This is a genomic window from Streptacidiphilus sp. BW17, from assembly GCF_041262485.1.
GTDB lineage: Bacteria > Actinomycetota > Actinomycetes > Streptomycetales > Streptomycetaceae > Streptacidiphilus.
This window is the reverse complement of record NZ_JBGCCR010000042.1, coordinates 14,257-38,227: the sequence shown is the minus strand read 5'-3', so window position 1 is coordinate 38,227 and position 23,971 is coordinate 14,257. Positions and strand designations below refer to the sequence as shown.

The 23,971-nt window shown below is 69.3% G+C and carries 21 protein-coding genes; 7 read left to right on the top strand and 14 right to left on the bottom strand.

All coding sequences use genetic code 11. The annotated features are described in order from the left end of the window. Positions 1 to 106 precede the first annotated feature (106 nt). Both ABH940_RS33245 and ABH940_RS33240 read left to right on the top strand, forming a co-directional pair. The gene (locus tag ABH940_RS33245; RefSeq protein ID WP_370106973.1) at positions 107 to 691 is read left to right on the top strand and encodes a hypothetical protein; all 585 of its coding nucleotides are present in this window, start codon (positions 107 to 109) and stop codon (positions 689 to 691) included. Continuing rightward, positions 688 to 1,350: an alpha/beta family hydrolase gene (locus tag ABH940_RS33240; RefSeq protein ID WP_370106972.1), complete on the top strand. Its 663-nt coding sequence runs from the start codon at positions 688 to 690 to the stop codon at positions 1,348 to 1,350. Before ABH940_RS33245 ends, ABH940_RS33240 begins: the two co-directional genes overlap by 4 nt. 162 nt (positions 1,351 to 1,512) lie before the next feature. On the opposite strand, the gene ABH940_RS33235 is transcribed toward ABH940_RS33240, so the two are convergent. After that, positions 1,513 to 2,178, bottom strand: a complete 666-nt coding sequence (locus tag ABH940_RS33235) for a nuclear transport factor 2 family protein (protein ID WP_370072450.1) — start codon at positions 2,176 to 2,178, stop codon at positions 1,513 to 1,515. Positions 2,179 to 2,386: 208 nt separating this feature from the next. Between ABH940_RS33235 and ABH940_RS33230 the strand changes: the two genes are divergently transcribed. After that, positions 2,387 to 3,019 carry a TetR/AcrR family transcriptional regulator gene (locus ABH940_RS33230; protein WP_370072451.1) on the top strand — a complete coding sequence of 211 codons (633 nt, stop codon included), beginning with the start codon at positions 2,387 to 2,389 and terminating at the stop codon, positions 3,017 to 3,019. 93 nt (positions 3,020 to 3,112) lie between these two features. Here the strand turns inward: ABH940_RS33230 and ABH940_RS33225 are convergent, their stop codons facing one another. From ABH940_RS33225 to ABH940_RS33180, 10 genes are all read right to left on the bottom strand, one after another. Next, positions 3,113 to 3,850, bottom strand: a complete 738-nt coding sequence (locus tag ABH940_RS33225) for a class I SAM-dependent methyltransferase (RefSeq protein WP_370072452.1) — start codon at positions 3,848 to 3,850, stop codon at positions 3,113 to 3,115. A 508-nt stretch (positions 3,851 to 4,358) separates the two neighbouring features. Then, positions 4,359 to 4,646: a hypothetical protein gene (locus ABH940_RS33220; protein WP_370072453.1), complete on the bottom strand. Its 288-nt coding sequence runs from the start codon at positions 4,644 to 4,646 to the stop codon at positions 4,359 to 4,361. After that, entirely contained in the window at positions 4,643 to 5,461 is an 819-nt protein-coding gene (locus tag ABH940_RS33215) for a phytanoyl-CoA dioxygenase family protein (RefSeq protein ID WP_370106971.1), read from the bottom strand. Before ABH940_RS33215 ends, ABH940_RS33220 begins: the two co-directional genes overlap by 4 nt. A gap of 231 nt (positions 5,462 to 5,692) precedes the next feature. Then, on the bottom strand, positions 5,693 to 6,835 hold the full coding sequence (locus ABH940_RS33210; protein ID WP_370072455.1) for an HTTM domain-containing protein: 1,143 nt from the start codon (positions 6,833 to 6,835) through the stop codon (positions 5,693 to 5,695). Continuing rightward, the gene (locus tag ABH940_RS33205) at positions 6,825 to 7,586 is read right to left on the bottom strand and encodes a DUF5819 family protein (RefSeq protein ID WP_370106970.1); all 762 of its coding nucleotides are present in this window, start codon (positions 7,584 to 7,586) and stop codon (positions 6,825 to 6,827) included. Before ABH940_RS33205 ends, ABH940_RS33210 begins: the two co-directional genes overlap by 11 nt. Positions 7,587 to 7,729: 143 nt before the next feature. Beyond that, positions 7,730 to 8,839: an ice-binding family protein gene (locus tag ABH940_RS33200; RefSeq protein WP_370106990.1), complete on the bottom strand. Its 1,110-nt coding sequence runs from the start codon at positions 8,837 to 8,839 to the stop codon at positions 7,730 to 7,732. Positions 8,840 to 9,217: 378 nt separating this feature from the next. Beyond that, positions 9,218 to 11,323 carry an MFS transporter gene (locus ABH940_RS33195; protein ID WP_370106969.1) on the bottom strand — a complete coding sequence of 702 codons (2,106 nt, stop codon included), beginning with the start codon at positions 11,321 to 11,323 and terminating at the stop codon, positions 9,218 to 9,220. After that, positions 11,324 to 15,880: an aminotransferase class I/II-fold pyridoxal phosphate-dependent enzyme gene (locus ABH940_RS33190; protein ID WP_370106968.1), complete on the bottom strand. Its 4,557-nt coding sequence runs from the start codon at positions 15,878 to 15,880 to the stop codon at positions 11,324 to 11,326. It abuts the gene before it with no gap. Positions 15,881 to 16,010: 130 nt separating this feature from the next. Beyond that, a complete protein-coding gene (locus ABH940_RS33185; RefSeq protein ID WP_370106967.1) occupies positions 16,011 to 16,133 on the bottom strand; it encodes a hypothetical protein in 123 nt (40 codons plus the stop codon). 209 nt (positions 16,134 to 16,342) lie between these two features. Further along, positions 16,343 to 16,747: a MarR family winged helix-turn-helix transcriptional regulator gene (locus ABH940_RS33180; protein ID WP_370072461.1), complete on the bottom strand. Its 405-nt coding sequence runs from the start codon at positions 16,745 to 16,747 to the stop codon at positions 16,343 to 16,345. An 80-nt stretch (positions 16,748 to 16,827) separates the two neighbouring features. On the opposite strand from ABH940_RS33180, the gene ABH940_RS33175 reads away from it, so the two are divergent. After that, positions 16,828 to 18,027 (top strand): amidohydrolase family protein, encoded by a 1,200-nt coding sequence (locus ABH940_RS33175; protein ID WP_370106966.1) that lies wholly within the window; start codon positions 16,828 to 16,830, stop codon positions 18,025 to 18,027. Between the two features lie 35 nt (positions 18,028 to 18,062). Beyond that, entirely contained in the window at positions 18,063 to 19,070 is a 1,008-nt protein-coding gene (locus ABH940_RS33170) for an amidohydrolase family protein (protein WP_370106965.1), read from the top strand. 100 nt (positions 19,071 to 19,170) lie between these two features. On the opposite strand, the gene ABH940_RS33165 is transcribed toward ABH940_RS33170, so the two are convergent. From ABH940_RS33165 to ABH940_RS33155, 3 genes are all read right to left on the bottom strand, one after another. Continuing rightward, positions 19,171 to 19,569: a hypothetical protein gene (locus ABH940_RS33165; protein ID WP_370106989.1), complete on the bottom strand. Its 399-nt coding sequence runs from the start codon at positions 19,567 to 19,569 to the stop codon at positions 19,171 to 19,173. A 369-nt stretch (positions 19,570 to 19,938) separates the two neighbouring features. Then, positions 19,939 to 21,165: an ROK family protein gene (locus ABH940_RS33160; protein WP_370072464.1), complete on the bottom strand. Its 1,227-nt coding sequence runs from the start codon at positions 21,163 to 21,165 to the stop codon at positions 19,939 to 19,941. 209 nt (positions 21,166 to 21,374) lie between these two features. Further along, complete coding sequence (locus tag ABH940_RS33155) at positions 21,375 to 21,665, bottom strand: carbohydrate-binding protein (RefSeq protein ID WP_370106964.1); 291 nt, start codon at positions 21,663 to 21,665, stop codon at positions 21,375 to 21,377. 218 nt (positions 21,666 to 21,883) lie between these two features. Here ABH940_RS33155 and ABH940_RS33150 point away from each other — a divergent pair, with 218 nt between their 5' ends. After that, on the top strand, positions 21,884 to 22,027 hold the full coding sequence (locus ABH940_RS33150; RefSeq protein WP_370072466.1) for a hypothetical protein: 144 nt from the start codon (positions 21,884 to 21,886) through the stop codon (positions 22,025 to 22,027). 930 nt (positions 22,028 to 22,957) lie between these two features. Next, a complete protein-coding gene (locus tag ABH940_RS33145) occupies positions 22,958 to 23,860 on the top strand; it encodes an NADP-dependent oxidoreductase (protein ID WP_370072467.1) in 903 nt (300 codons plus the stop codon). Positions 23,861 to 23,971 lie beyond the last annotated feature (111 nt).

Below are 23,971 nucleotides of genomic sequence, written 5' to 3'. Positions count from 1 at the left end.
CTCCGACCCCTCCTCGCGCTGGGCCGGCTCCGAACGGCGCGACTCCACTTCGCGCACTTCACCCACCTCACCCACTTTGCCCACTGCGATCAATCGGCGGTGAACCATGTCCGACTCGCGCGTCCTGTGCTTGCACGGTTACCACGGCAGCGGAGCGATCCTGCGCGACCAGATGGAACCGCTCACCCGCTCGCTGCCCGCAAGCATCGAGTTCGTCCACGTGAACGCACCCTCCCTGGCCACCGGGGACTTCGGTTGGTGGCATGAGGGCTTCGACGGCTGGGAGCGCACCCGTGACTGGGTCGTCGACCTGGTCTGCGCCGGACCCGGGTTCGACGGGATCTTCGGCTTCAGCCAAGGCGCTGCCCTGGCCGGACTGCTCACCGCGGTCCAGGAGAGCGGGAGCGCCCCGCCCGAATTCCGCTTCGATTTCGCCGTCATGGTCGGCGGATTCACCAGCGACCGGCCGCAACACGCGGACCTGCTACGGCACAAGCTCACCACCCCCTCCGCACACGTGATCGGTCGCGGTGACGTGATCGTGCCCCGCAAGGACTCGCTGCGCCTGGCCGACCGGTTCGCCGACCCGCTGATCGTCGAACACCCCGGCGGCCACATCGTCCCGGGCCACCACGCGGTGGCCCGATCCATCGCCGATTTCATCGCGGCCCAGAAGCAGGTGGCGCCATGAACAACCCAGCGAACCGCCGGGCCGCAACCGGACCGGCGATGGACCTCGTGCCCACCCCCGTCGGCACGGCGGGAATCACCTGGCACCGCGCACCGCGCCCGGTGCGCGCCGTGGCTCTGCTCGGGCACGGCACGGCCACCGGAGTGGAGGCAGCAGACCTGCAGGCACTCGCCGCCGTCCTGCCTGGCCACGGGATCAGCGTCGCCCTGATCACCCAGCCGTACCGGATGAACCGCACGCGCACCGGTTCTGACGAGGCCTCGCCCGACGCCGCGTGGAAGGCCGTGTGGCCGATGGCGGCGGACCTGGGCGTCCCGGTGATCTCCGGCGGCCGCAGCGCCGGATCACAAGTGGCGTGCCGCACCGCCGAACAGTTCGGCGCACACGCCGTACTCGCCCTCGCCTACCCGCTGCTGGGACCCGGCAGCCCCGCGGAACTGCTCGCCACCGGCCGACCCACCCTCATCCTCCAGGGCGAGCGCGACCCCTTCGGTCGCCCCGACCAGTTCCCGGCCCTGCCGTCCGACCTCGAACTCGTCGAGATCCCCGCCGCGAACCACACCTTTGACGTACCCGGCAGCAGTTCGCGACCGGCCACGATGCGCCTGATCACCGACGAGACACTGCGCTGGATCGAGCGGCAGCTGGCCCGGACCTGAGCAGGTCACAGGTGCTTCGTGAAGAAGGCGTCGACTTTCGCGACGGCCAGGCCGACGTACGCCCGCGCAACCCGCACGGCGGCGACCCCGCTCGGACTCGTCCGGAGCGGGGTCGCCGTGCCTTCCAGGCCCACGGCCGGACGTTCCTGACTCAGCGCCGACTCAGCCCTTGGCGACCGCCCCGGCCCAGTCGAAGTTCACGCCCATCTGGTTGTACATGTCCGAGTAGCCGACGAAGCAGTCGAACTTCGTGATCTTGCCGTCGTGCAGGTACCAGAAGTCGGCCGTCGGCGCGTCGATCCGCGCGCCGTTCGGCTTGAGGGTGCCCGCCGGGGTCTGCAGCGGCCCCTCGAACGTGCCCTGGATGGCGAGTTCGAGGCTGACCACGTCGCCGCTCACGGTGATGCTCTTCAGGTCACGGTGGACGTCGGGGAAGATCGCGGCCATGCCGGTCAGCACGTCACCGAGCGCCTGGCCCTGGTAGGTCTTGCCGGCGACCACGTCGTTGAAGACGCCGTCCTTGGTGAAGCTGTTGATGAACGCGTTGACGTCCAGGCTCTTGCCCTCCGCGTCGTGGTACGCGCCCAGCACGACGGCGAGATTGGCTACCTCATGCCCCGTCAGGTGGCGGTTCGTCAGCGGCAGCGCCGCCAGCCGGCTCGGGCTCAGGGCCGCGGATGCCTGCGAGCTGCTGCTGGTGGTGCCGGCGTGCGTGCTGCTTCCGCCGACGGGGCTCGCGGCCTGCGAAGGCGCGACGGCGATGGCGAGGCTGCCCAGGCTCGCGACCGCGGTGGTGGCGATGATCGTCTTCCATCCCAGCGACTTCATGTCGTACTCCTCCAGGTGGGATCCCGGGATGCGGGATCGCGCGCTCTACAAATCAATCGATTGCTTGAACTGTATGGAGGGCGACCAGAGTTGTCAATCCAATGCTTGATTAAGTGACTTGCGGGCGCCGTGCTCTGGGATGCGCTGGGCCGGGGGTGCCGCCTGACGCTGCTTGACTCAAAATCAAGCAACTGTTTGAATTCTGTCCATGGCGACAGAACGGACAGATCAACGCCGTGAGGCCGGCCAGCGGACGCGGGATCGCCTGCTGGCCGCTGCGGTGGAGTTGCTCGCGCAGCGCGGACAGGAGGGGGTGACCCTCCGCGAGATCACCGACCACGCCGGAGCCAACGTCGCTGCGGTGAGCTACCACTTCGGGTCGCTGAAGGCGCTGTGCGATGCGGCGATAGAGCACGCGCTGGAGCAGTATCTGGACGCGCAGATCGACGCGGTCGCCTCGCTCGACAGCGCGTCGGGCGTCGAGGAGCTGGCCGCGGCGTTCGCCGGGCCGATGATGCGCGCGCTGGCGGCCGGGGGGCGGGACCTGGCGGTCATGCGGACGGTGGCGCGCGTCGGGATCGATCCCCCTGAGAGCTGGGATCGGCTCACTGCGAAGTTCCAGCAGTCCCGGCGGGACATCGCCCGGCAGCTCTCAGCGACCCTGCCTGGCGTCGGCGCACAGGAGTTGGACTTCCGCATCCGATGCGCGGCAGGCCTGCTGAACTGGCTCGCGCTGGCGCCCGTCGGCGCCGAACTGGCCGCCGAGCCCGCGGAGCAGACCGAGCAGTGGCTGGTCTCCATGTTGGCCGGGGCGTTCCGCGGTTCCCCGAACGCCGGCTGACCCCCGCCCAGGAGAAAGCCGGCGCGGCGAGCCCTGACTCCTGGCCCGTGCCGCTCCGGCTTGCTCGATCATCTCGGTCAGGACGTCAGGACCTCAGGCGCGGCAACGCAGCATCGTCAGCGGGGGGTTGGCGGTGTACTCCTCCCAGAACTCCTCGCCGAACTCGCGTACCCCGGCCGCGGTGATCTCCAGCGGGACCCAGGTGAGGTTGCTGAATCCGGCTGCCTGCAGGCACGTTTCGAAGACCTCGCGGGAGGGCGGGTTCGCGAGGAACGAGATCGGCGGGTCGAGCAGTGCGGTGATCTTCACGCGCGGGCCGATCTCGCTCTCCTCCCCGTCCCGTTCGCAGAGGAAGCCGTACTTGGCCAGGGACGACCCGAAGCGGTAGTCCGGGGCCTGGGTGAAGATGAAGAACTCGGCTCCGTCCACCAGGCTGCGGCGGATGTTGCGACACATGCGCTCGATGGTCGCTACGTCCTCGGCGTAGTTGAACAGCTGGACCGCCACCGCGATGTCGAAGGGCTTCTCGAAGGCGCGCAACTCGCCCACGTCGCCGACCTCGTACTGCACGCCCAGCGGCTCGCTCTCCTCGAACTTCCGGGCAGCGGAGACCATCTCGCCGGAGATGTCCACGCCGAGCACCCGGGATGCGCCGCGTCGCTTGAACTCCCGGCTGTAGAAGCCGGTTCCCGAGGCCAGATCGAGGATCGACCTGCCCGTCACGTCGCCGACGAGAGCCAGGAAGCCCGGCACCTCCCCGTAGCGGGTGAGGGGGAGCGTCTTGAAGCCCTCGAACGCCTCGCCGATCCCGTCGTACAGCTGACTGCTCATTCTTCTTGTTCCCCCTCGTCCATGGCCTCGGCCTTCGGGGCAGGCCGAGACGTTTGGCGGGAAGTCTTCCGTTCGTCAGCGGAGCGTCGCATCGGCGGAAGCCACAAACATGCCGTGGCCGCTGGGTGGTGCGGTCGTCGGGTTCGCTGCTGATGGCTGGTGAGATCGTCGGAAGCGTCGGAAGCGTCCGGAGTGTCGGTGGGACGACGGTGCGCGGTTCGGTCGACGGTTGAAGCGCGGCGATCTGGGCACAAGCCCTGCACGACCTCAGGTGACCTGGGAGGTGAGGGAGATGACGGGTATCCGAGTGGTCAGACGACCTGCGCCGAAGCGCCCGCAGCCCCCGCTCGATCTGCGGACCCCGTCGGGCCGTCCGCTTCCCTACTGACGCGCGGACCGACCCCTGACGCCCGGACCGACCGCACGGTCCCGGCTGTCAGGATCGGCCGCCAGGACCTGTCGGACGCTCAGTTGAGCGGGTCGAGCAGTCCTGCCGTCTCGGCGTGGCTCAGCGGGCCGTACGGGCCTGTGAGTCGTCGTCGAGCTTCTCGAAGAGGAACTCGTGCTTGAGGAACGAGGTGTCGTACTCGTGCCCGGGGTACGGGGGGATGAGTTGAGCTGCCTGGAGGAGTCGCCAGCCGTCCAGCAGAGCGTCGAGTCCGGTCTCGTACGGCGGTTCGTCGCTGTCCCCGGTCGTGGGCCGGGTCCGTCCGGTGCCGTCGTAGAGCGACCAGCCGACGACCCGTGCGTCCAGCGCGGAGGTGCCCAGGTAGAGGGCCAGGACCTGCTGTCTCATGCGTTGCTCCCGAGTGACGGACGGTTGGTCACGCGGGTGACCCAGTGGTCGATGTCGAAGGTTGCGTCGCCGGTCAGGGCGCGCCACAGGCGGACCCGGTTGTAGATTTCCAGGCGTCCGGCGGCCCCCTCGTACCAGGGGAACAAGGCGCTGAGTTCAGCTGCGACGGCCGGGTCGGCGAGGTCGTCGGTGTTCCACAGCCGAACCTGTGGCACGGTCGGATTGAACCGGATCTTGAACATGTACCGGCGGGTGTCGCTGTCGTTGCGGCGTCCTCCGTGCCACAGGCCGTGGTGCAGCAGGACCACTGTGCCTGCGGGACAGGTCAGCCGGGTCTGGCCGCGCAGGTTCTGGTAGCGCCCGGTGTCGCTCTCGTTGGTGCGGCGCAGATGACTGCCCGGCACGGTCAGGGTTCCGCCCATGTCGGCGGTCACCTCATGGGGGTAGTACATGAGTTGGACGTCGAAGGCGTCGGGACGCACGTCGATGATGGCGTCGCCGTGCAGCGGTTGGGCTTCGCCCCCCTGCGGCTCGCGGACGTGGACGGCGTGGTGGTCGACGGTCGGCTCAGGGCCGACCAGGCTGCGCAAGGCCCCAGCAACCGGGGGCAGTTCGACCAGGCTGCGGGCGAATGACCCTTCGGGGAACGCCGTTGACAGCGGGGTGCCGTAGGGCACACCGGGGATCCCGGCATTCAGGACCTCGATCGCCCGAGCGTTCATCTCCGGCGGCACGACCGCGTCCATGCGCAGATATCCCTGCGCTGCGAAACGTGCCACCTGGACAGAGGTCAGCAGGTGTTGACTGGTTGTCATGCGGCAACCGTAGGTGCGACAAACTCCGATGTCGTGGGATGTAGTCACCACGTACTGGTAGTTTTTCACCATGGAGCATGCGGCGATCCAGCTGGACGATTCTAGGACGCAGCCATCGAGACACCCATGCTCTCCGCCCTGCTGCGCCGGGCACTGGTGGCCTCGCGAGGTGCGCCCAGCGAGGCCACCGCCGCGGTCAGGAAGCGGACGGTCGTCCAGTGGGCTGATCCTTCAGCCGGCCGATCCGGTCTGCGGCGGCACGAGTGAAACCTCTGCCCTGGGCATCGTCCCTGGTCTGTTGCCGTTGCCGGTTGTTCGCGGCAGGATGCGCCGACACGCCTCTCCCAAGCGCGTCCAGAAGCGGTCGGGTAGGAACACGGCATCCGCGATGATCATTGCTCCGGAGAAGATCGGGAGTCCCAGGAGCACCGCGATGCCCACGTGCATACACAAGAGCAAGGCGAGCACGGGGTACTTGAGCCTGCCGAACAGGACGAACGGGAACGCTACTTGCAGCAGCACGGTCATGTAGCTCGCGACGGCGATCATCATCGGATGGCTGTCCACCAGGAGCGACAGCGCGGGCCATGGCCGGAACAGATCCAGGTTCAGGACGTAGTGGAGGGCGGTTCCGTTCCCCCAGAGGCCGCCCTGTACCTTGTACAGCCCTGCGGATCCGTAGAGGAAGCAGACTTGGGCCGCGATGACGAACATGCCGCAGTTGTGCAGCACCGTGGTCAAGAACTGCCGTGAGTACCGGAGTTGGCTCAGCACGTCGTGCCCTGCGAGGTTTCCTGCCGATCGCAGGGTCCTGCCCGTGGCGGCTCGGTTCCGGGTCCTGCGCGCGTCGAGGGACCAGCGTCGGCCACACGCGGTGAACGGCAAATACAGGGCCATCAGCACGATGAGGTTGTCTCCTCCGTCCGTCATGAAGATGGCCCGCGCGTGGAAGGAGGCGACCACGACCGCGAACAGGACGGACACCGCCCGGGTGCGCCAGCCGAGCATGAACAGAGCGGAGGTGACCAGAGCCAGCGCGTAGCAGGCCTCGAAGTACGCCCGACTGTCGGACAGGGTCAGGATGCTGGCCCAGCCGGTCTGGTGAAACAGCTCGGTGGCCAGCGCGGGCGTCCAGGGCGAACCGGGCCCCCAGATTTCGTTGCGGTGCGGGAACTCCCGCAGCAGGAGCGCGAGGTAGAGCATCCCGTACCCGATGCGGAGCACGGCCGCCGCGTAGAGGGAGACCGGCTTCTCGGTCACGAGGGTGCGCAGCGATCCGAGGCGATCGAGCAGCCGCTGAGCCGGTGCGCCCGCGGCTCGCGGGGTCGTGTGGCGTGATGTGGGGGCCAGGCGTGGTGCCTGCTCAGTTTCCATCGGATGTCACCTTCCACCAGGGCAGGTACCTGATCTGAGCCGCTGTGTTCGGACCGGGGCCGCCGGATGTGGCGGCGGAGATCGGCCGTGTGATCACCCGCAACTCGATCTGCTCGAATGTGCCGTTCCGGTGGGCGGAAACGCGATCCACCGCGATGTTGCGCAGGTATTTCTGCAGCATCAGGGCGCGTTCCGAGTTGGGCTGGTCATCGTTTCCGTGCGAGGCCACATAGGCGTCCCAGGCGCGGCGCAGCATGTTCTGGGAGGTGTGGCTCGGGAAGACGTTGTGGGTGATGGCGGAATCGTCGACGGCGGTCAGGTCGAACCAGTCACTGACCTGGCGGGTTCCGCTGGTGGAAACGTGGAAGGTTCTCGCGGAGATCTGCTCGGTGACCGATTGCGGATCCGGGGCGAAGAGCCGCCAGTTCTGCTCGAACAGCGGATAGATCCAGGCGTTGATCTGCGGACTGTAGCGCTGCGACACCTCGTTCGAAGGGGCGACGTACAGAAACACCATCAGCACGTGGACGAAAGCCACCACCAGACAAACAACCGCAGCGATACCCAGGCCTGTCCGCATCGGGCGCGGCAGGTCGGAAAATCCCGGGGGCACGCTGGATTCCCCAGGAGAGGGCCGCATCTGCGGCCCGGTGCTTTCAGTGACCGCGTCGTGGACCGGCCCGCAGCACGGGTCTTCCGCATCCTGCGGCCCAACGGCGCCAGACGCAGTACCGCGCCCAGTCGTTCCCATCCTCGTTGCTCCCCTCGCAGACAGACCGCTGCGAACTTCGAATGCCTGTTGGGTACCGGGCCTCAAGCGGCACACGCAGATCGCCGTGTGCCGCTTGAGGTCACTTCACCGAGCGGGCGACCACCCGGCGGTGATGGTCATGGTCACGGGCACGGAGGCGGCGGGCACGGGACCGGCGGGCACGGGACCGGCGGACACGGGACCGGCGGGCACGGAACGGGCGGGCAGCCGCCCCCACCGGTCGTGCCACCTGTCGTGCCGCCGGTGGTTCCGCCGGTTGTGCCGCCGGTGTTGCCGCCGGTCGTTCCACCGGTGTTGCCACCCGTGTTCCCGCCGGTCGTACCACCGGTGTTGCCGCCGGTGTTCCCGCCGGTCGTTCCACCGGTGTTGCCGCCGGTGTTCCCGCCGGTCGTTCCACCGGTGTTGCCGCCCGTGGTGCCGCCGGTGTTCCCACCGGTGTTGCCGCCCGTGGTGCCGCCGGTGTTCCCACCGGTCGTGCCGCCCGTCGTACCACCGGTGGTCCCGCCCGTGGTTCCGCCGGTGGTTCCGCCGGTGGTTCCACCGGTGGTCCCGCCAGTCGTGCCGCCCGTGGTGCCGCCGGCACAGGTCTCGCGGGTGATGTGGTTGGTGTCCAGCGTCACGGACCCGTTCTGGGCCAGAGCCCGACCGTCGATGCTCGTCCCCGTGGTCACGGTGATCGACGTGAGGGCCAGGATGTTGCCCACGAAGGTGGAGTTGGTGCCGAGAGTGGCCGAACTTCCGATCTGCCAGAAGACGTTGCAGGGTGAAGCGCCGTCGATCAGGCGCACGTGGCTGGCGGACGCCGTCGTCAAGGTCGATCCGACTTGGAACACCCAGACGGCGTTGGAGTTTCCATGTGCGTCCAGAGTGAGCGTTCCGGTGAGTCCGATCGAGGAGGAGGCGTTGTAGACGCCCGGGTCCAGCGTCAGACCGCCGAGGTCTCCAGGCGAGGTGAGGGTGGCGTCCTTGGCCTGGCTGGCGGCATCGTTGTAGGCCGTGGTCAGGTCAGTCTGGGCCTGAAGGGCGACCGCGTCCGCGGGGTGGATGGTTCCGTTCACCGTACCGGGAGGGAATCCGCTGATTGCAGTGCCGGGACTCACCCCGAGATCTCCGGTGATCACGGAAGAGCCGGTATTGCTGACCGACTGGCCGCCCAGTACCGCGAAACTGCTCGCCGTGCCCAGGGGAACAGGTGACGCGAGGGCGTGTGCCCGCGCCGGCGTCAATGCCACGGCGGCGCCGGCGGTCAGTACCACCGCCGCGATCCAACCGGACAATGTCCGCCAGTAAGGCGAACCAGAGATGTTCAGTGTCATCTAAGCCCAATCTCTCGTAGAAACACATGACGGGCAGTTGGTGCTCTACACAATCGAGCCGAGAAGGCTTCCGATGCGGAGCCGTCGGTAGGAACCAACAGGTCCTGAGGCCCTGTTCGGCGATCGCTTAGCAAGAGAGTGGACTGCCGGAGTCCGGCACGCGACGTTAGGACACGAGTCATCCCGGTGAAGTTGGGTAAAGAATTGGCACATGCGAAAAAGAATTACCATAAAATCACAGTGATGTGATTGAAGGTCGCCCACCGAAATGATCTTCCTGACGCGGCGTCCGCATCAGGCAGATCGGCATGGTTCCGGGCGGTGTGCAGCGCGGGTCGCATGGAGCAGCACCATGCCGGTGTCGCCGTAGTCCGGCAGTGTGGGGTCGGTGTCGATGCGGGTGACGTGGAGCTGGTCGGTGTGCGGTTGGAACACGCTGCGGACGGCGTCCGCGTCGATGGGGCAACCCGGCCAGGCCGGCCCCGAACCGATGCGGTAACGCGGCATGTTCTCCATGAACGCGGCGACCAGGAGGCCGCCAGGCCGCACGGCGCGGATGAAGGTGCGGCAGAGCGTGGTGAACTCCTCGATGTCCTCGGTGACGCTCTCGGCCACGAAGTTCATGGAGGCGAGGTCGTAGGTTCCCTCGGGGACGTCCCGGATGTCGCCGTGCAGGCTGTGGACCCGTGACAGTGCCTCAACCAGGGTGGTGGGCAGGGCTGGTTGCAGCTCGCGGCACAGGGTGTAGAACGTCTGCCAGCTCGGGTCGGGGCCGCCGATGAGCTGCCGGGTCAGGTAGTCCACGCCTGCAGCGCTCGACTCGACGGCGTTGATGCGGCGGCTGGCTCCGGCGGCGAGCATCAGGGGGTAGAGGTTGGGGCCGGCTCCGAACTCCAGGGACCGGCTGACGGAGCCGGGGGCCAGCCGCCGGTAGAAGGCCGAGTGGTGCCGTATGACCTGGGCGTCGCAGGCGTGCAGCTCGCGGTAGTTCTCGGCGAGGTAGTCCTGCACCGGCCACAGGTCCCAGTCCACGTCGTCGTTGCGTAGCGGCCCGCGCGGGTGGTTCAGGGTCGGGTTCACGGGTGTGCCTCCTGCCGTTGTTGTGGGGTCCGCCTGCGGGCAGCCCGGGGCGTGCGGGTTGTGCGGGTTCGGGTCGCGTTCCACGGCGCGCATGCCTGGCAGGAAGAGGAAGGCCAGGGTGAGCGCGGAGCCGATGGCGCCCGCGCCGACGAGCGTCCGGCGGGCGCCGATGGCTTCGGCGACAGGCGCGGTGAGCGCGTAGGACAGTGGCACGAGGGAGATCGAGACGAACCAGTCGACGCCGGAGACCCGGCCCAGGAGCCGGGCCGGTACCAGTCGCTGCTTGGCGGTGCCCCAGGCGATGATCCCGGCGGTCTCGAAGCCGTTGACGACCGCGCAGGCCAGGGCGAGTTGCCAGGTGTCGGTGGCCAGGCCGTAACCGGCCACCGCGAGGGTGGCTATGGTCCAGGTGCCGTACATGAAGGTGATGAAGCGGCGGGGCAGGCCGGTCTGCCCGATGAGCAGGGCGGTCAGGACAGCGGTCGCGCCGCCGCAGGCCAGCACCACTCCGAGCTCCGTCGCGGAGCCGTGCAGCAACTGCTTGACCACGTACGGCAGCAGGACTTCGGTGGGGCCGAAGAAGAGCAGGTACGCCAGCGCCGCGGAGACCAGGGTCCCCCAGAGCCAGGTCTGGGAGCGGACGTAGCCGACGCCGGCGCGGAAGTCCGCCCACATCGACGGCTTCCGTTCCGACGCGGGAGGCGGCAACGGCCGGATCCGCAGCACGCAACCGATCGAGACGGCGAAGGTCAGTGCGTCGAAAGCGAAGGCGCCGCCGGTACCCGCGACGGCGATGAGCAGGCCTCCGACAGCCGTCCCGCCAATCTGCAGCGTCGCGGTGCGCACGAACTGGTCGAGAGCATTGGCCTCGACCAACTGGTCTGCAGGCACCAGGCTGGGCACGATCGCCTCGAAGGCGGGCGGGAAGAACCCGCTGGCGCCCCCGTACACCGCGGCCACCGCGATCAGCTGCCACAGGCGCAGTTCTCCGCTGACCGCGAGCGCGGCCAGCACGGTCAGGCACGCACCGCGAACCAGGTCGCTGGCGACCATGACCGCCCGCCGGTCCAGCCGGTCGCTGGCGACACCGCCCAGGAGCACAAGGGCGAGTTGAGGGACGGCCAGGGCCACACCCACCGCCGACATCCCGCTCGGCGAACCGGTCAACGTGTACGCCTGCCAGGCGAGCGCGACCAGGAGCACGCCGTCGCCGAGCAGCGAGGTGCTCATGCCGAGCCACAGGATCCGGAAGTCGCGATGGGCCAGCGGTGCCAGGAGCTGCACCCGTCGGATGCGGCCGGTCTCGTCGACGGTGCGCACTCAGACCCGCGGCTGCAGCTCGAACCGCTCGACCAGCGCTGTCAGGGTCGCGTTGAGACGCTCGACCTCCTCGTCGGTGTTGGCGGCTGTGATCTGTATCCGGAACCCGACCCGGTCGTGCGGAACCAGTGGGTAGGCCGCGAGGGTCACGTAGGCGCCCCGGTCCCACAGGAAGGAGGCGACCGCCTCCAGATCGGCGCTGTCACGCAGGGGGATCTCGATGATGGGCAGTCCGCTGGTGTTCGGGGTGCGGACACCGAGCGCGGCCAGGTGGTCCAGAACGGAGGCGGACATGCGCCAGATGTCGGCGCGCAGTGCATCGCCCCGGTCGGCGTTGACGTCGAAACCCGCGAGGGTGGTGGCGAGTGAGGCCGTGGGCGAGGGACCTGAGTACAGGTAGGGGGCGGCGGCGACCTTGAGATGGTCCTTGAGCCAGGTGGGCAGAGCGATGAAGGCGAGCAGCGACGAGTAGGCCTTGGAGAACCCGCCCACCAGGATGATGCCGTCGTAGGCTTCGTCGAAGTAACGGACGATGCTGTTGCCCCGGCTGCCGTACGGGCACGGCTCGTCGGGGGTGCGTTCGCCGATGATGCCGAAGCCGTGCGCGTCGTCGACGTAGAGCAGCGCGTCGTTGAGGCGGCACAGACGGGCGAGTAGGGGCAGGTCGGGGAGGTTGCCTGACATGCTGTTGGCTCCGTCGATGCACACCAGGCGGCTGTGTGCGGCCGGAGCCGAGCGCAGCCGTGATTCGAGGTCGTCCAGGTCGTCCACGTGGCACCGGTGTACCGTCGCGCCCTGACCGCGGGCGATCATGCAGCCGTCGTAGACGGTCCGGTGGGCGGCCGAGTCGACGAAGATGCTGCCGACGCCGGCGATCGCGGGAATCACGGACGCGTGGATCAGGGTGATGGTCGGGAGTACCAGGGTGTCCGGCGCGCCGAGCAGGTCGGTCAGCCTTTCCTCGATCTGCGGGTAGAGCCGGGGGCTGCCGAGCAGTCGGGACCAGCTCGGGTGGGTGCCCCAGCGTCGGACCAAGGGATCGATCGAGTCCATGATCTCGGGGTCCAGGTCGAAGCCGAGGTAGTTGCACGAGGCGAAGTCGGTGAGCCAGTGGTCGCCGACCCTGATCTGGCGGCCGCGTACCTCGTCGATGACGGCGTCGCACATGGGGCTGCTCTGGCGCAGACGTTCCAGGTCGCCCCAGCGTGTGTCACGGCGCAGCAGGCCCACCGGCTTCGGCAGATCGGACATGTCCTGTTCCTTCTTCGCGTGAGAGGGCCTGACGACCGCACTGGGCGGGCGACCTGAGATCGGGTCTGGACGGGCCGGCCCTCGACCTGCCGGGTGCGCGTCCCGCGGTCCCCCCGTCGCTTTCGGGCCGGCCGAGCGGTCTCCCGATGCTGCGGCGGTCGCCATGGGGCGGCTCTCGCTCTGCTGCCGTAGCAGGTGCTCGCCGACCTCCGCACTCACTGGTGGCGAGAACAGGAAGCCCTGTCCGAACTCGCAGCCCATGTCTGCCAGCCTGGCCTGCTGCCTGGCGTCCTCGATGCCTTCGGCGATCACCTTCATACCCAGCGTCCTGGCGATCCGGATGATGCCCTCCACCAGCGCGACCTGCTGCTCGTCGACGAGCAAACCGTCGACGAACGACTTGTCGACCTTGAGGAGGTCGATGGGGTAGTCCCGCAGGTAGCCGAGCGACGAGAAGCCGGTACCGAAGTCATCGATGGCGATCCGCACGCCCAGGCCCTTCAGTGTCCTCATGTCGGCCCGGACCTGGTCGCTCTGACGCATCAGCACCGTCTCGGTCAGTTCCAGCACCAGGGAGCCGGGAGCCAGGCCCGACCGGTCCAGGGCGTGGCGTACCTCGCCCACGAACCGGGGGTCGCGGAACTGTCGCGCCGACACGTTCACGTTGATGTCCAGCGGGACCGGCCGGGGCACCGCGTGCTGCCAGTGCGCTGCATCGGCGGTGGCTCGCTCCAGGATCCAGGCGCCGAGCGGCATGATCTGTCCGGTCTCCTCGGCCAGCGCGATGAAGTGCTCGGGCAGCACCAGGCCCAGCCTCGCGTGGGGCCACCTGGCCAGCGCCTCGAAGCCGGTGATCGCGCCGCTGGCCATCTCCACGATGGGCTGGTGGAGCAGCGTGAACTCCTCTTCGGCGATCGCGTTGTCGAGACTGGCCCGCAGTTCCTGACGCTCGACCATGCCGCTGTGGAGGGTCGGCTGGTAACGCCGCCACTGCCGTTTGCCGCCCGCCTTGGCGGCGTAGAGGGCCAGGTCCGCGTGGCCCAGCAGTTCCTCCCCGTCGGAGCTGTCCAGTGCTGTGGCGATTCCCACGCTCGCCGACACGCTGATGGTCTCGCCGTGGATCCGGAACGGCTGGGCGAGGGCGGCCACGATGTGGTCGGCGACCTCGTCCACGTCCGCGGGCGCGTCGACGCCCTCGATGAGCACCGCGAACTCGTCACCGCCCAGCCGCGCCGCCATGTCCCCTGCCCGCAACGTGCCGGTGAGCCGTCGCGCGGCGGCGGCGAGGAGTTGGTCGCCGACGGTGTGGCCCAGCGTGTCGTTGACGACCTTGAAGTCGTCCAGATCGATGAACAGCGCGCTGACCAGGCCGCGGTCCCGCCCCCGGCCTCGGGGTGCGAGTGCGTGCTCGATCCGGTTCAGCAGCAGGATCCGGTTGGGCAGGCCGGTCAGCGAGTCGTGGAAGGCCCGGTGGGTCAGTTCGCGTTCGAGCTTCCGTTGGTCGGTCACGTCCCGCAGGGTCAGGACCAGTCCGCGCACGGTGCGGTCGTGCCGCAGGTTGCTGCACCTGACCTCCATCTCGACCCGGCTGTGGTCCTGTCGCAGGAACTGCCAGTCCTCGCGTAGCTCCTGCTCCCGGTTGCTCTCCCTCATCCGTGCCAGTGCGCCGGCCGCGCGGGCGGCATCGTCGGGGTGGACCAGGTCGGCGAGCCTCCTGACCTCGTTCGAGGGCCCGGGGCCGAACATCGCCTCGGCCGACGGACTGGCGTAGCGCACGGTGTTGTCGTCGTCGAGGATCAGGATCACGTCGGAGGCATTGTGGATCAGCGCCCGGAAGTACGCCTCGCTGTCGCGGCGGACGATCTCCTTGGACAGACGGATCCGTTCCACGGCCAGGGCGACCTGCGAGGCGAGGGTCTCCAGGATGCTTCGGAACTCCTCGAGTTGCCGCTGCGGGCCGGCAACGACCAGGGCGCCGAAGAGCGCTTCACCCGTGGGACGTTCCTCGAGGATCAAGGGGCACACCAAAGCGGTCGGCGGATCGCCCCCGACGCCGGCCACGCCACCCGCGCCACTCGCCAACTCGTCCACACCCACCAACTGCGACCTGCCGTCCTGCAACGACCGCAGCCAGTCGCCGGCCAGCAGTTGCACCCGCGTGATCCGCCACCGCGGGGGCGGGGTCTGCGTGCCGCGCACCGGCCGTAGCCCCGCGGCGTCCCCGAGCGCCAACAGGGCCTCGTGCCGTGAGTCCGGCCACAGCAACGTCCCTGCCGCAACCCGGACCAGGCCCGCGATCTCCTCCACGCTGACCGCCGCCACCAGGGAGGCAGCCGACACGCGCAGCGCCCGCTCACGCAGCACCGCCCGTCGATGGGAGGAGACCATGCCCGACAACCGGGCGAGCACCAGGAGGAACAGGACGGCGGAGAAGACCGCGATGACGCCCGCGTCGCGGACGGACCCCCGGCCGGCCTCGTACAGCAGCATGCCGGGCGCGATCAGCGAGGCCAGTGCGAGCAGGCCGAGCCGACGACCGGCGATCCCCGCTCCCCGGTGAGGCACCGGTTCGGTCAGACCCACCATGGAGGGGGCCAGCGCCGAGAGTCCCCAAGCCGTGTAGAACACCACCCAGCCCAGATCCATCGGCGTGCCCACCTGCCAGGCGCCGTTGACCTGGTACCACCCGTACAGGACATCGGAGAACAGGATCCCGACGGTGCCGATGGTGAGCAGTTGGACGGCACGCGTGCGGGTACTGCCGGCCACGAGCAGCCGAGCGAGCATCGCCAGCATCAGCACGTCACCCAGCGGGTAGGCGATCGAGATCGCCTTGGCCAGCCACGTCGTTCCGGACGCCTGCGTGTTGGGTTGGATCAGATAGATCCACGACAGCAGCGCCAGACCGGAGGTGAGGGTCAGCGCGTCCAGCAGGCTGCCCCAGTCGCGTTGATCGACCGCGCGGTAGCGGATGAACAGGAACAACCCGGCGGCGAACAGCGGATACGTGGTGAGGTAGAACGCGTCGGCGAGCGAAGGGAACGGATTCGGCTCACCGGTCACGCTCCGCAGGACGTTGTACGTCGTGTCACCGGCGGTGAAGGCGAAGTTCGCGCCGGCCAGCAGGAACCAGGGCAGTCGGTGCGAGGGCCGATTAAGCCGAATCCCCACCAGGATCGCGGCCACGCCGCTGAACCCGATGACCGCCCAGGTCACCGTGTGCCAGCCTGGTTCCAGCAGATAGCAGACCGTGGCCACGGCGACGCAGACCAGGTAACCGGCTACCAGGAGCCGCAGTCGTGCCATGCAAACCGTCCTCCTTCGCGTCCACGCGCGGACCATCGGCGCGCGGAGCACGGTGGTAGGAAGTGCAGCAACGGCGAACCCGGGCCTGCGCCCCTGGGGGCTTTCGCAGTCCGTGGCAGGCAGCGGTGTCTCAGCAGGCGGCGATCGGGCCGCTAAGGCTCTCGTCCGGGGGTGTCTCGGCCCAGTCAGCTGTGGCGACCGTGTCCTGGCGTCCGGCGAGGGCACGACCGCACACGTCAGCGATCTCCTGCATTGATCGGATGAGAGGCAGCCTCCATTTCAGTAGACAACACCCTGAGCAGGAGGGCACGCCAGAACCAACCACCGCCGGCGCCACTTCGAGCACCGCCCTGGGCGTCCCACTGATCGGTCAGGTCCTCGAGAGCACTTCGGCAGAACGCTGAAGGACCGTCTGGTGACCTGCCCGCACGGCGGTGGCCGTATCGCCCATCGGGCGGCTCGTCAGGCCAGCCGCTCAAGCAGGTCGCGCAGCTCGCGGACCTCGTCCCCGTTGAAGCCGGACAGGGCCGTGCGCATGGTCTGCGCCACAGCGCGGTCGCACAGCCCCAACATCTGCATGCCTTCCGCAGTGGTCCGGTGCAGGATGGCCTTTCCATGGCCGCTGCGCCGCTCGACCAGCCCCCGGTGCTCCAGTCGCGCAACCGCGGCCCCTGCGGACTGGTCGGACTGCCCGGTCAGCAGTGCGAGCGCATGGGTGGACGAGTCGGGTTGCGCGGCGACCGCGTTGAGCATGCCCCACTGCGGCAGCGTCATCTCCCACTGGGCGAGTTCCGCCTCACAGCTGGTCTGCTTGCGCAGTTGGGCGCGCCGCAGCAGCACCGCGATCTCGATCATTTCGTCATCCACGTCCACGATCCTATCCAGCATCCACCAACTCATATATCCTAACTCGTATATACGAACCCATGGATGAAGGTGTGGTCAGCATGAGCGAGTTCGTCATCGCCGGCGCGCAGGTCTTCAACGGTGAGCGGCGGCTGGGGCCGGTGGACGTGCATGTCGCGGACGGGGTGATCACGGCCGTCGGGGGACCCGGCAGGTCGGGCGCCGAGGTGGTGGACGCGAGGGGGGCGACGCTGCTGCCGGGCCTGATCGACGCACACACCCACAGCGACGAGGCCGCCCTGCGCCAGGCGTTGACGTTCGGCGTCACGACCGAGCTGGACCTGACCTCGATGCCCGAGACAATGATCCCGCTGCGCCGCACGACGGCCGGTTCACTCGACTTGGCCGACGTGCGCAGCGCGTCCGTCGGTCTCACGCCGGAAGGCGGCCATCCGCACCAGTTGCGCAAGGGGCTTGACGGCGTTTGGCCCACTGCCTCGTCCGTCGCCGAGGTACCCGGCTTTGTCGCGGACCGGGTCGCCGAGGGGGCCGACTACCTCAAGGTCATGATCGAGGACGGGCACGTCCTGGGGGCCCGTGTGCCGGTCCTCGCGCAGGACGTCCTGCTCGCCGCCGTCCGGGAGGCGCACGCCAACGGACTCAAGGTCCTCGCCCATGCGCTCACCCTCGACGCCACCCGACGGGCCGTCGATGCGGGCGTGGACGGGCTCACCCACCTGTTCGTCGACGCCCCGTACACCCCGCAGATCATCGCGCGCATCGCCGAGGCCGGTGTCTTCGTCATCCCGACGCTCAGCGTCCTGGCCTCGATCACCGGGCAGGGCGCATCGGCCGAACTGGCCGCAGATCCACGCGTGCGGCCGAAGGTGCCCCAGGTGTGGCTGGAGAGCCTCGCCGAGACCTGGCACACCCTCCCGCAGCACAACTTCCAGTACGCGCTCGCCTCCGTGGCGGCGCTCCACGCGGCGGGCGTCGACGTCCTGGCCGGCACCGACGCGGCGCACCTGGGTGCCCCCGGCACGGCGCACGGCGCCAGCCTGCACGGCGAACTCCGTCTCCTGGTCCGCGCGGGCCTCACCCCGCTCCAGACCTTGCGCGCCGCGACGGCCCTTGCCGCCGAGCACTTCGACCTGCCCGGCCGCGGCCGCATCGAACCGGGAAAGCGCGCCGATCTGCTGCTCGTCGACGGGGATCCCACCGCGGACATGGGCGACACACTCTCGGTCCGTGCCGTCTGGCGCCAAGGCGTCCCCCTGGCCGTCGAGTCCGCGCGGGCCTGAACAGCTGTCACCACCCGAAACGACGGAGGTGCGAGATGCACGGCGACGAACTGATCGACGTCCACGCCCACTTCACCACCGACAGGTACATTCGCGCCGCGAAAGCCCGCGGCCGGCGGGAGCCTGACGGCATGCCGGAGGCCTACTGGCCGCAGTGGGACGCGAATACCCACCTGGCGCTGATGGACGAAGCCGGCATCGCCCGCGCGATCCTGTCGGTCTCCTCGCCCGGTGTCCACTTCGGCGATGACAAGGAAGCCCGGGCGCTGGCCCACGAGGTCAACGAGACCGGCGCCCGAATCACCCAGGAACATCCAGGTCGCTTCGGGTACTTCGCGTCCCTGCCACTCCCGGACATCGACGGCGCCCTCACCGAGATCCCGCACGCCTTCGAGGACCTGCACGCCTTCGAGGACCTGCACGCCGACGGCGTCATCCTGATGACCAACAGTGCCGGGCTCTACCTCGGCGACAAGCGGATGCGCCCGGTGCTCAGTGAACTGGACCAACGCGGTTCCATAGCGTTCCTGCACCCCACGAGTTGCGCCGGACACGAGGCCCTGGCCCTGGGCTATCCACGCCCGATGATCGAGTTCCTCTTCGACGCGGCCCGCAGCGTGGTCGACCTCATCCTCAGCGGCGCAGCGCAGCGCTACCCGCGCATCCGCTTCATCGTCCCGCACGCCGGAGGCGTCCTCCCGCTGCTCGCCGACCGCCTGGAGCTGTTCCGCGCGATCGCCGGCGACGCCGACGGCCCAACTGTCGCTCCGGCGCTCGCCCGCTTCTACTACGACCTCGCCGGCACCCCCACTGACCGGCAGCTGAACGCCTTGACCAGCGTCGCCGGGCCTGACCACCTGCTCTACGGAAGTGACTACGCCTGGACCCGTTACGAACAGGTACTTCGCGCAATCGAGGCACTGGACGCGGTTGCGCCGCCTTTCGGACAGTCCTGGCGGCGCCGCACCACCCGCAACGCACACCGCCTCCTGGGGACGCACCGACGTGATGCCAAGGAATCGAGCGCTGTTCCGGAACGATGACGCAGAGTCTGAGAGCCGGGACGTGCTTGGGTTTGTGTTCCCGGGGGAGTGCGGTGGCGCAATCGGAGGGGCTGCCGTCGGCAGACTGCTCGCGCTGCGCTCAGCCGGCCGCCGCTGATGCCGAGGGGGCCGGGCCCGGCGTGGGTCGCAGGCCGGCGATCGCCAGTTCGATCAGCCGCTCGGCCTGGGCGAGGCCTTCCGCGTCCGGGGCGACGCGCCACATGAAGCCCATCAGGAGCAGGACGTCGGCGGCGTCGAGGTCGGGCCGTAGGCTCGCGGAGTCGCCGCAGGCGCGCAGGAGTTGCTCAACAGCGGAGACCACCGGTGCGTAGGTCTCGTTGACCGCGTCCTGCGCGGCGGCCGTGTGCAGCGCCTCGCCGAGACCGTGCTTGAGCCGGCCGTCACGTTGACGTTGCTGAGGCTCATCACCACCGAGAAGACGATCGGGAAGAGCGTCACCGCGGCCACGACGATCAGGGCCGGGGTGGTGAAGGCCCAGCCCAGGCGGGCGTAGCGGCGTTCCAGGATGGAGCCGCGCCTGCCGGCGCGCGCCCTGGGTGCGCGGCGTGGAGCGACAACGGTGGTGCCGGCCTGGCCGGGTGGGCCCGGGGCCTGGAGTTGATCGGTGGTCACGGGAGGGGAACCTGCCTTGCCGGACGGAGAAGTGGAGCGTGGACGAGGAGCCGGCCGCAGGAGCGTCGTCGGTGATGTCGGGCCCCTGCGGCCGGAATCCTGGGTTGGTTACAGGCCGCCACCGGACCGCAGGTAAGTAGTGACCGCAGGAGTGACCGCAGGGACGTCAGCTGACGAACGAATCCGGGGGACGGGGGTGCGTGGCGCAAGAGTTGGCTGACCCCTTCCCGCAAAGTCAGGTCAACGTGGCCTGGATGACCAGGCAGGCCGCTCCGCGCGCCCACAGGTCGTCGGTGACCGGGTCGACCTGGAGGATGCACTCGCGCGCCGCGCTGGAGAACGCGTGCCTTTCCAAGGCGGCTGTCATCGCCGGGCCGAACAGGTCGTGGGCGGCCACGCCCTCGCCCGCGAGGATGACCTTTTCGAGGTTGAGCAGGTTCAGCAGCCCGGCCAGGCCCCTCCCGAGAGCCTCGCCGGCGGCCGCGAAGGCATCCCTGGCGGCCTGTGCCGCCTCGTCCTCTGCCGGGTCCGCGCCGGTGGCCGGGGCGCGCCGCGCCAACTCCATCGCGGCGTCGATGTCGGCGCACTGCCCGCCGCCGTGCTCGCGCAGGTGGCGCAGGACCGCGCCGGAGGAGGCCAGCGACTCCAGGCACCCGCGCGCCCCGCAGGAGCAGACCGGGCCGTCGGGGTCGAGCGGCAGGTGGCCGAACTCGCCGGCCATCCCGTTGGCCCCGGCGTAGAGCGTGCCGCCCAGCAGCAGGCCGCAGCCGACCCCGGGACCGACCGTGACGACGGCGAAGTCGTTCACGTCCCGGCCCTCGCCGAACCACTGCTCGGCGACCACCAGCGCGTTGACGTCGTTGTTGACGGCCACCGGCAGGCCGGTCGCGGCCACCAGGGGCCCCGCGACGTCGACGTGTCGCCAGTCCAGCAGCGCCGAGTAGCGGCACAGCCCGACCCGGGAGTCGACGTGGCCACTGACGCCCACCCCGAGTCCGAGCATCCGCTCCGCGGCGCCCGGCACCTGTCCGGTCAGTTCGGCCACCAGCTCCGCTGCCGCACCCAGTGCGGTGGGCGGCGTGTGGTCGGCGATCGGGCGCACCGCGCGGGCCAGCACCTGGGCGGCCATGTCGGTGAGCACAGCGGCCACGTGGGTCGGCGCGATCTTGATGCCGATGGCCAGGTGCCGCTCGGTGTTGACGTGCAGCAGGCGCTTGGGGCGGCCCAGCGTGGTCTCCTCGGGTGGTGTCTCGCGCAGGTACCCCTCCTCGATCAGTGGGGTCAGCACGCGGGTGACGGTGGAGGGGGACAGCTCCAACTGCGTGGCCAGAGCGGTGCGCGACATCGGCCCGCTGGTCAGCACGCGGGCGAAGATCTCGGCCCGCGTGGGGGTGTCGGTCAGGTCGGTGACCCGGGCCCGAGGCGCGGTCACGGGCACGGAGGGCCGACGGGCGAAGCTCATGAACGCCCTCCCCGTCGGCACGGGTTCGTGCCCCCCGCAAGCGGGGCGTCCGCTCGCCATCCCATTCTTCTCCTCCGAACTGTCGTCGCGGGCTGGTGCCTGCGGCCCGTGGTTGCGCTTGGTTCCACTGCTCCGGGCCCGACGGTCAGGGTTCGGGCCCGGAGGCGGCGGGCTCCGGCTGGGGTGGCACTGCCCCGGCCGGGAGTCTTTCAGGTGTTGAGCTGGATGTAGTTAAGGTTGACGGCGCCGCTGTCCGCCACGGTGCGGGCCACGGTGATCAGGTTGGTGCCCGCAACCAGGCCGATGGAGGCGTTGACGGTGCCCCAGGTGGCCCAACTGCTGCCCAGGTTCGGGAACGAGACGGTCGCGGGGGCGCTGATCGTGGTGCGGGCGGCGTCCTGCGCTCCGACGGTCAGGGTCGAGGCGGCGCCGGTCGCGTTCGCATAGCGGTAGGCGATGCTGTAGCTGCCCGCAGTGGCGGCGTGGACGGCGAAGGTCACCTTCGCGCCGGCTTCGGCGGCTTCCAGTTTGTCGACGAAGCCCGGAGATCCACTGCAGTGCGGTCGCGTAGTTCGTCGAGCCGTGGGCGACGCCGACCGTGCCGGCGTTCTGGTCCCAGCCGGACTCGTACCAGGCCCAGAAGTCGGTGCGCAGGTAGGCGACGCCCAGGCTCTTGAAGTAGTTCACATAGCCCTGGACGAACTCCTTGGCGCCGGGCTTGGTCACATCGACCCAGTACTCCTGGTGGTTGGAGTTGAACCAGTCACCGCTGGTCACGATCGACGAGACCGGGATGTCGGTGCCCACCACCGTCTTGGTCGGGTCGTTCACCGCGGATGTGGTCACCCACAGCGGGTTGTAGTAGACGCCGAGCTTCAGGCCCTTGCCGGAAAGGTAGTCGGCCCAGTAGGCCCAGTCGTGCGTCCAGGAGTCGGAGTAGCTGAGGACGTAGCCGTTCCCGTTCGTCTTCTGGGTGTAGTCCACCCAGCCGTCCGTGCAGCACATGGTGTAGCCGTAGGACGCGAAGTTTCCCGCCACCCAGTCGATGTTCTGCTGCCACACGGACTCCGTCAGGGTTCCGTGCGCCAGGGTCCAGCTGTACGGGGTCCAGTACAGCGGCCCCGGACCGGAGCGGGTGAACACGCTGTTCCGGCTCGTCACCGGCAGTGTGGGCGACGCCGACGCGGCCAGCGCCGCCTGCAGCGACACCGGCGCCGCGGCCGCGCGCCCGGCGCCGCGCAGACCGGCGACGGCCAGCCCTCCGCCCACCAGAGTCGCGTCCGAGCCCCGCAGCAGACCCCTGCGCGAGATCCCCATCCCTGCCTCCCTGTACTCCGCCGCGCACACCGTCGTCCGCGACCCAGCCGTCCCTGCTCCCAAGTCCGCGCGCGAACGGGCCGCGGGCCTGCCGGAGTGGCGACAGAGCCCGGCCGTGTTGCGCTCCGGTGACCAGAGTGTCTTCCCGGAACTTTTCTTGCGTCAAGAAAAGAACTGCGGCCGTTATCCAGCAGAGATCCGAGACCCTGTCCAACGGGCCGAAAACGGACCCTTCAACGGCGAGGAAACCGCAGACCTCGCTCATCGGTGGCTCTCGAAACGTTCCTGGAGTGGCCGGTCGGGGGCGGTGTCCGGGCCGGTACAGCGTGGGTGTGGGTGCGGGTGTGGGTGCTGTGGCGCGGTCGGGGTGTCGGAGTGAGGGGGCGGGGTTCGGGACGTACGGTGTTCGAGGGAACAGCGCCCGGGGTCTGGCGCGTAGCGGGCGCGACAGCCCAGGGCGGGATCGGAGCCGTTGATGAAGGCCGCACGCTTCAGTCGGTTCGGGGGCCCGGAGGTCCTCGAGATCGTGGATCTGCCCGACCCGCGTCCGGGTCCCGGCCAGGTCCGGATCGAGGTACGCGCGGCCGGCGTCAATGCGAGTGACTGGAAGAAGCGCAGGGGCCTGATGGACGCGGGGCTTCCGCAGACGCTGGGCTATGAGGCGGCGGGTGTCGTCGATGAGGTGGGTGAGGGCGCCTCGGCGGTGGCCGTCGGCGATCGCTTGTTCGGCTTCTGTCCTGACGGAGCGGCACAGGCCGAGCTGGCCGTGTTGTCCTTCTACGCGCCGATCCCGCCGTCGCTCGACTTCGCCGGCGCTGCCACGCTGCCGGCCGCCGTGGAGACGGCCATGCGCGCGATCGACCAGCTCGGCGTCAAGGACGGCAGCACGCTGCTTGTCAATGGCGCGTCCGGGAGCGTGGGCAGCGCCGCAGTTCAGTTTGCGGTGGCGCGGGGCGCCCGCGTCATCGGTACCGCCAGTCCGGCGAACCACGCCTACCTGAGTTCCTTGGGAGCCGAACCCGTCGCCTACGGCGAGGGCCTGGTCGAGCGGGTCCGCGCGCTCGCCCCGGGCGGCGTGGATCTGGCGCTCGATGTCGCCGGGAACGGCGTGCTGCCCGAGCTCGTCGGGCTCACCGGCGGCCCGGAGCACGTCCTGACGGTCGCCGACTTCGCCGGCGCGCGGGAGCACGGGGTGAGGTTCAGCCGCGGGGACGACGGCCGCGCCGTCCATGCGCTCGCCGAGATCGGCGAGTTGATCGAGGCCGGGCACTTCGCGCTCCCGGTCGCGCACACCTTCCCGCTCGCCGAGATCGCGCAGGCACACCGGGTCAGCGAGGACGGCCACCTGCGAGGGAAGCTCGTTCTGCTGGTCGGCTGATGCGGCCGTGGTTGGCACGCTTTGTGCTGCTCCGGCCGCTGTGGCGCGGTGCGATCGACGGCTGGGCCGAATCGGGCGCGCTGGAGCAGGTGCCGGCGGAGGAGGTGATGG